Origin of the sequence: Bartonella grahamii subsp. shimonis, from assembly GCF_036327415.1 — a bacterium.
GTDB classification, from domain to species: Bacteria; Pseudomonadota; Alphaproteobacteria; order Rhizobiales; family Rhizobiaceae; genus Bartonella; species Bartonella shimonis.
On sequence record NZ_CP123961.1, the window covers coordinates 1,451,048 to 1,464,753 of the forward strand.

General features: G+C 33.8%; 11 protein-coding genes. 8 read left to right on the forward strand and 3 right to left on the reverse strand.

Annotated elements, in window-relative coordinates; genetic code table 11:
- Positions 1-147 precede the first annotated feature (147 nt).
- The 8 genes from sufB (at position 148) to QHG57_RS06450 (ending at position 11,180) form a co-directional block, all read left to right on the forward strand.
- A complete protein-coding gene (gene sufB, locus QHG57_RS06415; RefSeq protein WP_330167580.1) occupies positions 148-1,659 on the forward strand; it encodes a Fe-S cluster assembly protein SufB in 1,512 nt (503 codons plus the stop codon).
- Positions 1,660-1,818: 159 nt separating this feature from the next.
- Positions 1,819-2,574 carry a Fe-S cluster assembly ATPase SufC gene (gene sufC, locus QHG57_RS06420; RefSeq protein WP_330167581.1) on the forward strand — a complete coding sequence of 252 codons (756 nt, stop codon included), beginning with the start codon at positions 1,819-1,821 and terminating at the stop codon, positions 2,572-2,574.
- 11 nt (positions 2,575-2,585) lie between these two features.
- Complete coding sequence (gene sufD, locus QHG57_RS06425) at positions 2,586-3,848, forward strand: Fe-S cluster assembly protein SufD (protein ID WP_330168962.1); 1,263 nt, start codon at positions 2,586-2,588, stop codon at positions 3,846-3,848.
- A gap of 10 nt (positions 3,849-3,858) precedes the next feature.
- The gene (locus QHG57_RS06430; protein ID WP_330168963.1) at positions 3,859-5,103 is read left to right on the forward strand and encodes a cysteine desulfurase; all 1,245 of its coding nucleotides are present in this window, start codon (positions 3,859-3,861) and stop codon (positions 5,101-5,103) included.
- Positions 5,096-5,497, forward strand: coding sequence for an SUF system Fe-S cluster assembly protein (locus tag QHG57_RS06435; RefSeq protein ID WP_330167584.1), 402 nt, complete (start codon positions 5,096-5,098; stop codon positions 5,495-5,497). The genes QHG57_RS06430 and QHG57_RS06435 overlap by 8 nt, the downstream gene beginning before the upstream one ends.
- 83 nt (positions 5,498-5,580) lie before the next feature.
- A complete protein-coding gene (locus QHG57_RS06440; protein ID WP_330168964.1) occupies positions 5,581-7,221 on the forward strand; it encodes a site-specific DNA-methyltransferase in 1,641 nt (546 codons plus the stop codon).
- A gap of 22 nt (positions 7,222-7,243) precedes the next feature.
- Positions 7,244-9,994 (forward strand): DEAD/DEAH box helicase, encoded by a 2,751-nt coding sequence (locus QHG57_RS06445; RefSeq protein WP_330168965.1) that lies wholly within the window; start codon positions 7,244-7,246, stop codon positions 9,992-9,994.
- Between the two features lie 247 nt (positions 9,995-10,241).
- Positions 10,242-11,180, forward strand: a complete 939-nt coding sequence (locus QHG57_RS06450; RefSeq protein WP_330168966.1) for a COG2958 family protein — start codon at positions 10,242-10,244, stop codon at positions 11,178-11,180.
- Between the two features lie 633 nt (positions 11,181-11,813).
- Here the strand turns inward: QHG57_RS06450 and sodC are convergent.
- The 3 genes from sodC to QHG57_RS06465 all read right to left on the reverse strand — a co-directional run bounded on the left by sodC (position 11,814) and on the right by QHG57_RS06465 (position 13,463).
- Entirely contained in the window at positions 11,814-12,341 is a 528-nt protein-coding gene (gene sodC / locus QHG57_RS06455) for a superoxide dismutase [Cu-Zn] SodC (RefSeq protein ID WP_330169582.1), read from the reverse strand.
- 443 nt (positions 12,342-12,784) lie between these two features.
- Entirely contained in the window at positions 12,785-13,126 is a 342-nt protein-coding gene (locus tag QHG57_RS06460; protein WP_330168967.1) for a hypothetical protein, read from the reverse strand.
- On the reverse strand, positions 13,119-13,463 hold the full coding sequence (locus QHG57_RS06465) for a hypothetical protein (protein ID WP_330168968.1): 345 nt from the start codon (positions 13,461-13,463) through the stop codon (positions 13,119-13,121). The genes QHG57_RS06460 and QHG57_RS06465 overlap by 8 nt, the downstream gene beginning before the upstream one ends.
- Positions 13,464-13,706 lie beyond the last annotated feature (243 nt).

Sequence of the window (13,706 nt, forward strand, 5' to 3'; positions counted from 1 at the left end):
TTATCATCAGAAAATTATTTTAAAGATAAGTTTGATTGAAATTTTTGTACTTTACCTATAGCCTAGAAAATGACTTGCTTACTTTAATTTTGTAAAAAACAAGATTTTCAGTTACCGGTTTTTGACGCCAAAAAATGGAGAAAATTTATGCCGGCAGTACAAGAAACAATACGCCAAGTACGTGAAATAGATGTTGACCAATATAAATATGGTTTTGAAACCAATATTGAAACAGATAAGGCTCCGAAAGGCTTAAATGAAGATATTATCAAATTTATTTCTGCTAAAAAACATGAGCCTGAATGGATGTTCACATGGCGCTTAAAAGCTTACCGGCGTTGGCTAACAATGCAAGAACCCCATTGGGCGCGTCTTGAATATCCTAAAATTGATTTTCAGGAGCTTTATTATTATGCTGCTCCCAAAAATCATACAGGACCAAAATCTTTGGATGAAGTGGATCCTGAGTTATTAGAAACGTACGAAAAACTTGGCATTCCCCTTAAAGAACAAGAGATTTTGGCAGGAGTAAGAAAACAGTCTGATCCCTCTACTTTTGATGACAGTATGTCTGTATCGGGGCAAGTGGCTGTTGATGCAGTCTTTGATTCTGTTTCTGTTGTAACAACATTCAAAAAAGAACTGGCACGTGCTGGTGTGATTTTTTGTTCTATTTCAGAAGCGATTATTGAACATTCTGAGCTTATTAAAGAATATTTAGGAACAGTTGTACCTGTAAGTGATAATTATTATGCGGCCTTAAATGCCGCTGTCTTTACAGATGGTTCATTTGTTTATATTCCCAAAGGGGTACGTTGTCCTATGGAGCTTTCAACTTATTTTAGGATTAATGAACGTAACACTGGCCAATTTGAACGAACATTGATTATCGCCGCTGAAGATTCCTATGTTTCTTATCTTGAAGGATGTACAGCTCCCCAACGTGATGAAAACCAACTTCATGCTGCTGTTGTTGAGCTTATTGCTCTTGAAAATGCAGAAATTAAATATTCTACAGTACAAAACTGGTATCCAGGCGATAAAGATGGAAAAGGGGGTATTTATAATTTTGTGACGAAGCGGGGAGATTGTCGAGGGGATAACTCTAAAATTTCATGGACACAAGTTGAGACCGGTTCTGCGATTACTTGGAAATATCCATCCTGCTTGCTCCGTGGTGATAATGCGCGTGGAGAATTTTATTCTATTGCCGTTGCAAATGGTCATCAACAAATTGATTCCGGTACAAAAATGATTCATTTGGGAAAAAATACATCCAGTCGTATTATTTCCAAAGGCATTTCAGCAGGTTTTTCAAATAACACTTATCGAGGACAAGTCACCGCTCATCGAAAAGCACAAAATGCGCGTAACTTTACGCAATGTGATAGTTTGTTAATCGGGAATGATTGTGGGGCCCATACAGTTCCTTATATTGAAGCAAAAAATGCAACAGCTCAGTTTGAACATGAAGCCACAACATCAAAAATTTCTGATGATCAACTTTTTTACGTTATGCAGAGAGGAATTCCCGAAGAAGAAGCTATCGCATTAATTGTAAATGGTTTTGTAAAAGAAGTCATTCAAAAACTTCCCATGGAATTTGCTGTCGAAGCGCAAAAGCTTATTGGTATTAGCCTTGAAGGTAGTGTTGGATAATTTTATTTAATGAGATAAGTAGAAGACTTGATGCAAAAAGGCTGTAACAGTAGCAAATAATGCTAAAAATGACCTCTATGGTAATTACAAAACAGATGGATGCTAAGGCAAAATAATACGCATTGGTATCTGAAAAAACAGCCAAAACAGGATTAAATTATGTTAGAGATAAAAAATTTGCACGCTCGTATTGCTGAGACCGATACAGAAGTTATTCGTGGTTTAAATTTGACGGTTCAAGATGGAGAAGTTACCGCTATCATGGGACAAAATGGAGCCGGAAAATCAACTTTGTCTTATTTGCTTGCTGGTCGTGATGATTATGAAATAACAGAAGGAGATATTCTCTATAATGGACAATCACTTTTAGAAATGGATCCAGCAGAACGTGCTGCATATGGTATTTTTCTTGCATTTCAATATCCAATGGAAATTCCAGGGGTAGCAACAATGGAATTTTTAAAAGTTGCAATGAATTCTCAACGCAAAGCGCGAGGTGATGAAGAGCTTAAAATTCCTGAATTTATAAAATATGTTAAAGAAGTTTCAGCCAAACTTGAAATAGATATGGATATGCTAAAGCGTCCGTTAAATGTAGGTTTTTCAGGTGGAGAAAAAAAACGCGCTGAAATTTTACAAATGGCCCTTCTTGAACCTAAACTTTGCATTTTAGATGAAACGGATTCTGGTTTAGATATTGATGCACTAAAAATTGTTGCAGATGGTGTTAATAAACTTCGGGATTCAAAACGTTCATTTTTGGTGATTACCCATTACCAACGGCTGCTTAATTATATTATTCCTGATACTGTACATGTTCTTTATAAAGGACGAATTATCAAAAGCGGAGATAAATCCTTAGCGATTTATTTAGAGCAAAATGGGTATTCTGATCTTATCAGGGAAGCGGTTTGAGGTTATTGAATATGAATGCACAACAGAATTTGTTAGCAGTTGAAGAAAATATACTCAGTAATTTCAATCAGTATGTAAACGATTTACCTGGTAATAAAGCTGTACAGAAAATTCGCAAGAAGGCTATTGAACAGTTTCGAACGACACGGCTTCCTTCCCGTAAAATCGAAAGCTGGCATTATACCAATCTGCGTACCTTACTGAAGTCTATTAGCAATTTTTCAAAAGCTCAAAACAATCAATTGGTTGATGCATTGCTTTCAGAAAGTGCTGTTTTCTCCATAAACAATGGAAAAACATCGATACAGTCAAAGGTAGGCAATATTACAGTAAAACGCCTTTCAGACGCATTAGAAGACAATTCTGTACAGATAAATCAAAACATTTCTGATGAGGATTTTATTGGACAGTTAAATACAGCTTTTGTTACAGATGGTTGGCTTTTTCACATCCCTGAAAATACAAAGTTAAATATACCCATTGAATTACAAAATATACAAATGGGGGGACAATCTCATATTTTTTCGGATATAAAAGTTGATAAAAATAGTCAAGTTATGTTTATTGAACATCAGATTGGCAATGATAAAGATACTTTTGTCAGTTCAATATTTTCATTAAATGTTGCTGCTGATAGTGATGTTACGTGGATTCTCATTCGCAATCGTGACTTTAATTCTACACAATTTAGTCGATTTTGTGCTGTTCTTGCTCAAAGAGCGAAGTTATCACTTTATATCATTAATATAGGGAGCCAATTAAATCGCCAAGAAGTTGATATTGAATTACAGGGAGAAGAATCTGATTTTCAATTACGCGTTATAAATTTATTATCAGGACAAACACATAGTGATCTCACAATGGCTGTTCGTCACATAGAAGAAAAATCAACATCAACAGAAATTATACGCAATGTGGTTACAGATAAGGCTGTTGGTGTTTTCCAAGGAATAATACGTGTGTCTCAAAAAGCGCAAAAAACAGATGCACGCATGGCTTGTAATAGCCTTATTCTTTCAGATGATGCAGAATTTAATGCAAAGCCTGAACTGGAGATTTTTGCTGATGATGTTGCATGCGGTCATGGTGCAACAGTTGCTAATATTAATCATGATTATCTTTTTTATCTTATGGCGCGTGGTATCCCATTTAAAACGGCTCGTGCACTTTTGATTAAAGGATTTATCTCTGAGCTCATTGATGAGATCAAGCAAGATAATATTCAAATTGTTTTGGAGAATATTATTAGTAAATGGCTTGAAAAAAATGTTTAAGGTAAAAAAAATGGAAAATAACGTACAAACATTTACTTATAATGTCGAAGAAATTCGGCGTGATTTTCCTCTTTTACACCATAAAGTTTATGGGAAACGATTAGCATATCTTGATAGTGGTGCTTCTGCCCAAAAACCAGTGTCAGTACTCAATGCAATGAATAATTATTATCATTATAGTTATGCTAATGTGCATAGGGGAATGTATTTTTTAGCCAACATAGCAACACAATCATATGAAAATTCTCGTGAAACCGTTCGTGTTTTTCTAAATGCTCAAAAAGCTGAAGAAATTGTTTTTACGAAGAATGCAACAGAAGCTATTAATACCGTTGCTTATGGTTGGGCTATGCCCAAACTCAAAGAAGGTGATGAGATTGTTCTAACGATCATGGAACATCATTCAAATATTATTCCTTGGCATTTTCTCCGTGAACAAAAAGGTGTTAAACTTATTTTTGTTCCTGTCGATGAAAATGGTGTTTTGCACATTGAAGATTTCCAAAAGGCTTTAAGCGAAAAAACGCGGCTTGTTGCTATAACGCATATGTCCAATATATTAGGAACTGTGCCTCCTGTTAAAGAGATTATTAAGCTCGCACATCAAAATTCTATTCCTGTTCTTGTTGATGGTTCTCAAGGAGCAGTACATTTAACCGTTGATGTGCAAGATCTTGATTGTGATTGGTATGTCTTTACAGGTCATAAGCTTTATGGTCCCACTGGTATTGGTGTTTTGTATGGTAAGGAAGATAGATTAGAAGAAATGCGTCCTTTTCAAGGGGGAGGGGAAATGATCGAGGAGGTAACAACCGATAAGGTTTTTTATAATGCTCCTCCTTACCGTTTTGAAGCAGGCACTCCTCCTATTGTTGAAGCTATTGGATTAACTGCGGCTATTAATTATATACAAGAGAAAGGTCGTAGTAAGATTTATGCCCATGAGAGATCCCTTTTAGCTTATGCGCAGGAAAAACTTAAAACTGTTGAGTCATTGCGTATTTATGGTCATTCTCCTAATAAAGGAGCGATTATATCATTTACAATTGAAGGGATTCACGCCCATGATATTGCTATGTTTATTGATAGAAAAGGGGTCGCGATACGTGCGGGAACCCATTGTGCACAGCCTTTATTACAGCGCTTTGGTCTAACATCTATTTGTCGGGCATCGTTAGCCATGTATAATACTCAAGAAGATGTAGATCAATTAGTAGAAGCATTGAAAGAAACAAGGACATTTTTTAATGGCTGAATCAATTGAAGAGCGTCATTCTACAGAATCTGTTGAAACTGTAAGCGAAAATAAAAAGACTTATGTATCAGCGATTCCAGCAGATGAAATTGATCGTATGACGAATGATATTATTGCTGCTCTTAAAACAGTTTATGACCCAGAGATTCCTGCTGATATTTATGAGCTAGGATTGATTTATCGTATTGATATTGAAGATGATCGTTCAGTAAAAATTGAAATGACTCTTACAGCACCGGGATGTCCTGTTGCTGGTGAAATGCCGGGGTGGGTAGAAAATGCAGTCAGTGCAGTTGAAGGGGTGTCGTATGTTGAAGTCACTATGACTTTTGATCCACCATGGACACCTGATTGTATGTCAGAAGAAGCTCAAATTGCTGTCGGATGGTACTAAAAGTATTGTCAAGAGAATCTATTTTAGCCATTCATGAATAAGCTGTTTACTTTTCACAAGCATTTCAATTTAAGGACGATCGCATGGGTTATAATAAACAAAAATTAGAACTTAACTGGATTGGAAAAGAAAAACGCCCAAAACTAGAGCCTCGTATCTTATTAGAAGATCTTGAAAAATCTTATCACGCTTCGCATCAAATATCATCCCAAGATATTTTTGATAATAAACTTATTTTTGGTGACAATTTGCTCGTACTCAAAGCACTTGAACAAGAATATATGGGGAAGGTAAAATGTATCTATATCGATCCGCCTTATAATACAGGGAATGCCTTTGAACATTATGAAGATGGTTTAGAGCATTCCCTATGGCTCAGCCTTATGAGAGACAGGTTAGAATTGTTACATCATTTACTGGCAGATGATGGAAGTATCTGGATATCAATTGATGATGATGAACAAGCCTATCTTAAAGTGATGATGGATGAAATTTTTGGTCGCCAAAATTTTATCAACAACATTATTTGGCAAAAAAAATTTGCTCCGCAGAATGATGCAAAGTGGCTTTCAGACAATCATGATTTCGTGATAGTTTATGCCAAAGATAAAACGATTTGGCGCCCTCAATTGCTTCCTCGTTCAAGCGATATGGATGCGCGCTATAAAAATCCTGATAATGATCCGCGTGGGTTATGGCAATCTGGAGATCTATCCGTAAAAAGAGTAACGCCTAAGGATATTTATGAAATCATCACACCTTCTGGACGCAAGGTGATGCCTCCTAATGGTAGAAGTTGGGCTATAAGTGAAAAAAAATTCTCTGAATTATTAAAAGATAATCGTATTTGGTTTGGAACAGATAATAATGGAGTGCCACGTATTAAGCGTTTTTTATCAGAAGTAAAAAATGGTATGGTTTCAATGACGATTTGGCCCTATACAGAAGTGGGACACAACCAAGATGCCAAAAGAGAAGTCAAAGTTTTTAATTCTGATAATGTTTTTACAACTCCCAAACCTGAGCGTTTAATGGAGCGCATCATTCAACTTGCCACAAATCCCGGTGATCTTGTTTTAGATTCCTTTGCTGGTTCTGGTACGACTGGTGCTGTTGCTCATAAAATGGGACGCAAGTGGATTATGATTGAACTTGGTGAGCATTGTCACACCCACATTATCCCACGTTTAAAACAAGTTATTGATGGAACTGATCAGGGGGGAATTTCCAAAAGTGTCAATTGGCAAGGTGGCGGTGGATTTCGCTATTATCGTCTTGCACCTTCTTTATTACAAAAAGATCCATGGGGACAATGGATTATCAGTCGCGAATATAATGCTGCGATGCTTTCAGAAGCAATGTGCAAACATATGGGATTTACCTATGCACCTGATGAAAATCATTATTGGATGCAAGGGTATTCAACCGAAACAGATTATATTTACGTCACAACCAGCGCCATGTCTCATGAACAACTCCGTATAATGAGTGAAGAGGTAGGCTCTCATCGTACACTGCTGATTTGTTGTACAGCCTTTGATACGAAATCAGCATCATTTGAAAATCTGACACTCACTAAAATCCCCCGTGCAGTATTAGAAAAATGCGAATGGGGAAGGGATGATTACAGTTTAAATATAGCCAATCTTGAACCAATGATTATGGTAAAAGAAAACAACAAAGATAAAGATATTGCGCAAGCAGAATTAGATTTATTTGAATAATATATAAAAAGCGGAGTTTTTCATGAACGCTGTTGAAAAAAGGATTTCTGCTCGCTTATCGTTGCGTGATCCTCAACGTGAATCTTTAAATATTTTGGTAAAAATCTTAGAAAATATAGAACTTTCTAAAAATGCTAATTTGGTTGCAGAGTTAGAAGTGATAAAAAATCTTTATCCTTCTGTACAAGATTTTGAACGAAACTTTCCCTCTTTTTGTTTTGCCTTAGCAACGGGTGTTGGAAAAACACGACTTATGGGTGCTTTTATCAGCTATCTTTATTTAACAGGTCGCAGTCGCCATTTTTTTGTTTTAGCGCCAAATTTGACTATTTATGAAAAGTTAAAACAGGATTTTAGTCCCCAAAGTCCGAAGTATGTTTTCAGTGGAATGAGTGAATTTATTGCCAATAGACCTGTTATTATTACAGGTGAAGATTATGAAAGTGGTAAAGGTATTCGCGCTGATGAACACCATTTTCAAGGACAAAAGCGTTTGTTTGAGAATAGAGATACGGCCTTTATCAATATTTTTAATATTTCTAAAATTAATACAACAGATAATAAAAAAGGCGCATTAAAATCTAGTATTCCGCGGATTAAACGCTTACAAGAGACGATTGGCGAAAGTTATTTTGATTATCTCGCAAATCTTCCTGATTTAGTTTTGTTAATGGATGAAGCACATCGTTATCGTGCTTCTGCTGGTGCAGCGGCAATTAATGAGTTAAAACCTGTTTTAGGAATAGAGCTTACCGCGACACCAAAAACAATAGGTGCAAAACCTGTAGATTTTAAAAATGTTGTCTATAGTTATTCACTTGCAGAGGCTATGAGGGATGGTTTTGTAAAAGAACCTGCTGTTGCTACACGTAAAGATTTTCAACCTCGAAATTATACATCTGAGCAATTAGAACATATCAAATTACAAGATGCAATTCATGCCCATGAAAATGTGAAAGCAGATTTAATTGTTTATGCAAAAGATTATAACAAAAAGTTCGTTAAGCCTTTTATTTTAGTTGTCGCTCAAGATACAAATCATGCACAAAAACTACGGAATTTATTGGAATCAGATGAATTTTTCGCAGGGGCTTATAAGGGAAAAGTTTTAGAGATTCATACAAAACAGTCAAATATAGAAGAAGATCAAAATATTCAAAAGCTTATTGCGATTGAGGATCCACAAGAGCCAACAGAAATTGTTGTTCACGTTAATAAATTAAAGGAGGGGTGGGATGTTACTAATCTCTATACTATTGTACCATTGCGTGCATCAGCTTCAGAAATTTTAACAGAGCAAACAATTGGGCGTGGATTGCGTTTGCCTTATGGATGTAGAACAGGTGTAGAAGCTATTGATCGTTTAACAATTATTGCGCATGATCGTTTTCAAGATATTATTGATCGTGCAAACGATCCAAATTCAATTATTAAAAAGCATATTGAGATTGGAATAGGGGGGGATGTACCTTCTGAAAAGTCGGATATTGTGACGGTTCCATGTCAAGTAGAAGCTTTATTTATGCAAACGGTGGTAACACATAATTCCGATATAAATGGAGCACCTGATTTACAGGGTATCATATTACGTAATACAGCTTCTCCTACATTAACGCCTGAAGAGCAAGATATTGCAGCGATCGCGTGGGATTTTATCAAAGAGAATGATAAACTGCCAAGTTCTCAAATGCTTTGTTCTGTGCAGATACAAGAAAAAATTGCTAATAAAGTTATGAATATTAAGCCTTCATCACAAAAGTCTCTTGTGTCAAAAGTGGTTATAATTTTGACAAAACAATTAGCAGAATTGATGATAGATATTCCCAATATTGTACTCATTCCTTCGCGTGAGGTTACTTATGGTTTTTCTGATTTTGATTTGGAAAATTTAGAAAACTTAAATTTGCAACCTGTTAGTAAAGAACTTTTAATTCGAGAATTGCGTACCCATAAAAGCATTTTTCTCACATCTAAGAATGAATATGTCAAAGAGCCTCATCTTGAAAACTACATTATTCGTGGTTTGATTGATAATGACTTTGTCGATTATGATAACCATACGCTCTTATTACGAAAATTAGCTAGTCAGATAGTAGAACATTTCCGATCTTATTTACCCAATGATGCAGCCGTTGAAAACGTATTAATTCACTATCAACATAAGCTTACTAGTTTTATTGTTGCGCAATTAAGAGAACATCAATGGGAAACGCAAAAAGATTATGAGGTTAAAGTGACACGGGGTTTTACAACTTTATCGCCTATCCATTATGTGTTACCGCAAGGGACGTCTCCTCTTGATTTTCGTAATATTCCTGCCATTAAAAGCGATATTAAGAAACTTGTATTCAGCGGCTTTAGAAAATGCTGTTATCCTTTACAAAAGTTTGATTCAGTAGAAGGGGAGTTACGATTTGCTCAGATATTAGAGGATGATGCACAAGTATTGAAATGGATGAAACCTGTACGGGGTTTTTTCAGAATAGAATATGATAAAGGATCAACTTATGAACCGGACTTTGTTGTAGAAACGAAGGATGCCAAGTATCTTTGTGAGCCTAAAAAAGTCTCTGAAATGCAAAATCCTATTGTTTTAAAAAAGAAAGAAGCTGCAGTTCAATGGTGTTGTCATGCAACGCGCTATGCGGCTACTTATGGCGGTAAAAAATGGTATTATGTTCTTATTCCCCATGATGCTATTAAAGCAAATAGTAGTTTTAAAGGTTTATGTGCTGAGTTTACCATTTCAGAATCTATACTTGAAAGCTCATAACTTATTTTCTTCAAAAATAAAACACATAAGTTTTTTAATTGACGGATGTGAGGTTCAATCAAATGTTTGAATAATTATTTTTAATTTTTTGCACTATCGCATCATTAATTTAAAAATATTAGGGATTTTTGAAATTTAAAAAATTATTTTTTTAATTTCAAAAAACTTAAATAGTTTATTGTTCTTTCATTTAAAAATCCTGAATTATAATGAAATATCCAGAGGGTGAAAGGGCGGAGTTTTTCATATGACTTTGAATTTAACAAACACTGTTTTTAATTTTTTAAAGAAAAATCCGACAAAAAAATTTACAGCTCGAGAAATTGCCCAATGGATATTTGAAAATTATCCAGAAAAATGCCGTCAAAAACAAAAGTATTCAACAGCAATAATCACTCCCCTTAATAGTGATGCAGCTCTTATTCAGCAAATTGTTTCTGAAATAGGAGCAAAACGCCCTCAGTTACAAAAGCGTTATTCAGAAATTAAAACCACTGAAGGACGACCACGGCAATATTATTTTACTAAACAAACAGACAGTGCTGAAATTGATGCAGTAGAGGACAATGCAAAGAGTAGAAAAGAAGATGGCTTTGTTAAAGAGCATGATTTTTATCCGTTATTATCTAAATTTTTATGGTCAGAGCTTGCAGTTTATAGCAAGCGCATTAATGAGAAATGTTCTCGTAATAAACATGGTGCAGGCGGAAATAAATGGCTTTATCCAGATCTCGTAGGAATGCAAGATTTAAGCAGGGAATGGAATCGTGAAATTAAAGATTGTATTTTGCAATATTTTGATAAAAAAACAAAGCTTTGGTCTTTTGAAGTAAAAATTCTCATCAATCGTTCAAATTTACGAAAAGCATTTTTTCAAACAGTTAGTAATTCTTCATGGGCTAATTTGAGTTATTTAGTTGCTAGTGAAATTGAAGGGGTCGATACATTAAAAGAGCTTCGGATGCTTTCAAGTTTGCATGGAATTGGATTTATAAGACTTAATAAGGAAAACTCTTCCGAGAGTGAGATCTTAATTCCTGCCAAAGAACGTAGTGATATTGACTGGGATACTGCTAATAGATTAGTGGAAGAAAACAAAGATTTTCTTGATTATATTAAGCTCATTCGTCAATTTTATCAAACTGGCGAGATGCGTCCACTAGATTGGGATCATATGTATCCATGAGGGGTATTTTTAAAAAGACTCTATTGTTTAAAAGCCCTTTTTCAGAGTGATAAAAAATCACTCTAACTATTTTATTTGACTTATTATAATATAATGTATTGATTTATAATGTTAATTAGTTTTTTAAACTTAAATGAAGGGGGAATATCTTAGCATTCAATCCTTTTAAACCATCTTATATTGATATCTTATCAATCAAAATTGCTTGCGTGCAACCTCATGAGTGGGGTTGAGTAGGGGAAGAATAAAAATTCTGTTTTAGACCCATTCTATTTTTTGTGTGGGGCATGATTCCACTAGATACTAGACTTAATGATTATAATAAAATTTTCTATTGTAGAGAGTGAAATTCAACTTTTTTATTTGTTTACATAAAGCATTGAAAACATTACTCTCTCATATTGAAGTCTTCTTACGGAGAATTTATACCGCTATTTTTTTAATTTCCATTGCTGTTCGCTTTGATTATTATTAAGGTTTTTGTTATCCAAAGTGAACATTCAAAAAAACATTAATTTTATAAAATATCCACACAATTTACTCATTTCTTGAAATAGATTTTAAAAAATAAATTTCTCTCACATCTTATGGTAAAGGAAGTCTATACTGTCACAGTTTGCCATAATACTCTCTTTATTTTTCAATAATACCGCACGCCAAACGCGCACCACCTCCGCCAAGCGGTAATGGTTTGTCTGATTGATTGTCTGCCCCTAAATGAATAACTAAAGAGCGCCCTTTAATTTCAGAGATTTTTTTTAATCGTGGAGCAAGAACGCTCATCGTGGCATATCCTTGCTTATCAACATAGAGTGCTGGTAAATCACCAAGATGACCATTGACATTATAAGGTCCTAAATGTTTTCCGGTATGTTCCGGATCATAATGTCCACCTGCGTTTCCACCAATTATACCATCTTTTGTATCGCATGAAGGATTTACATGTACATGAAAACCATGCATCCCTTCTGATAAAGTAGATAAATTAGGAATGAAAATCAAACCGTATGTATTTTCTTCAATTTTAATGTTACCAATAGGCTTTTTTGAATTATTAGCTTCTAATTTATAAATATTTACTTGTGTTGATAGTGCTAATGCAGAATTTTTATGAATTAAAAATGCCATAAAAACCAATAATGATAATAATATTTTTTTCATAAAATACATTTATACTTACCTTTAAATAAATCTTATATATAAAAATAATTATTAATTAAATATTATTAATAATAATCTATATTATTAAATATTATATAAGTGTCTTAAATTGAACTTTAAGTAAAATAATTTACATATAAATATTCTTTCTTAGAAAGAGCAAATAAATTAAATTATATATATATATATTCCTGAACATAACTTTTATTTTTTGATCTATAAAAAATGTAGCTTTTATAGATTGATAATTATATCTCGCTTACATTTCTTCAAGAGATGCTTTTAAAAAAGCTCCTTTTTTGAAAATACAAAAAATTAAAAAAGAAATTTCAATAATTTAACTATTATTTTATTTATAATATGATGATCGTTTCATCAAAAAACAGAACATATAATTTGTTGATGATTTAATTGTTTTTCATAGAAAAAATGACAAGAAATTTTTATTCATTATGAAGTTTATGAGAGAAAGAATTATTATGATTTATATAAATTTCCCATAAAATACAGCATATACCGACACTCCCTCCCATTCCTGATCCTATCAGTGCTCCTATTATCATTCCAGCAGAAAGTGCTACTCCTATACCCATTGCAATAACTGGACCAAACCCTGGAAGAGCAATATACCCATAAGCTGCAAGAGTTGTTGCGATAGCTCCTGATATGCTACCATTTAAACCGCCAATGAAAGCAAATTCTTTAATAGAATAGCAGCACTTTTTTAAATTTTTTTTCTTACAACTATGAAAAGAAACGTTGCTGTAAGTTTTAAAATCAATCATATTTTTTTCTTTCACTTTGAATGCTAACTGTTCCTGAATAGTCAACGGATACGAAAAAATGGGACTTTTTAAATTTTACTAAAGCACGCCAAATTCCTGTGTCATCTAAACGCAATCGTTTAATATTCTCAAAACCATTTTGCATAAGACAATTTTTAACTTGTGAAGCAGTAAATGAGTTTTGACCTATTTTAGTGACATTTTGAGTAGAGCTATAGGTAAAGGTTTGACAATAAGGAAGATGAAAAACTTCACTGATTGAAGTAGTGACTATCAATGAAACACATACAATCATTATCAGAAAAATACTTAATTTCAAAAATTTATTTAGTTTCATCTTGTCACCATTTGTTAAAACAACACTTCATTAACCTCTGTGTTATTAACAGGTTCCCAAGATGATTTTATTTTTAATATTATACTTAACAATAAAAAGTTTTGAAAATCTATTGATTAATAAAACTGTTTTTTATTAAAATTAATGTTATAAAATAACTATTTCAAAATGGTATTATTTTTATTTGCTTTATAGTACAAAATTTAACAGATATGATTTCGCAAGATATCTTTACAAATTTCA

Bases quoted from the DNA above. Each gene is read 5' to 3' on its own strand.
- QHG57_RS06435 (WP_330167584.1), top strand. From the start codon at position 5,096: ATGGCTGAATCAATTGAAGAGCGTCATTCTACAGAATCTGTTGAAACT.
- QHG57_RS06445 (WP_330168965.1), top strand. From the start codon at position 7,244: ATGAACGCTGTTGAAAAAAGGATTTCTGCTCGCTTATCGTTGCGTGAT.
- sufB (WP_330167580.1), top strand. From the start codon at position 148: ATGCCGGCAGTACAAGAAACAATACGCCAAGTACGTGAAATAGATGTT.
- sodC (WP_330169582.1), bottom strand. From the start codon at position 12,341: ATGAAAAAAATATTATTATCATTATTGGTTTTTATGGCATTTTTAATT.
- QHG57_RS06465 (WP_330168968.1), bottom strand. From the start codon at position 13,463: ATGAAACTAAATAAATTTTTGAAATTAAGTATTTTTCTGATAATGATT.
- QHG57_RS06430 (WP_330168963.1), top strand. From the start codon at position 3,859: ATGGAAAATAACGTACAAACATTTACTTATAATGTCGAAGAAATTCGG.
- QHG57_RS06440 (WP_330168964.1), top strand. From the start codon at position 5,581: ATGGGTTATAATAAACAAAAATTAGAACTTAACTGGATTGGAAAAGAA.
- sufC (WP_330167581.1), top strand. From the start codon at position 1,819: ATGTTAGAGATAAAAAATTTGCACGCTCGTATTGCTGAGACCGATACA.
- sufD (WP_330168962.1), top strand. From the start codon at position 2,586: ATGAATGCACAACAGAATTTGTTAGCAGTTGAAGAAAATATACTCAGT.
- QHG57_RS06460 (WP_330168967.1), bottom strand. From the start codon at position 13,126: ATGATTGATTTTAAAACTTACAGCAACGTTTCTTTTCATAGTTGTAAG.
- QHG57_RS06450 (WP_330168966.1), top strand. From the start codon at position 10,242: ATGACTTTGAATTTAACAAACACTGTTTTTAATTTTTTAAAGAAAAAT.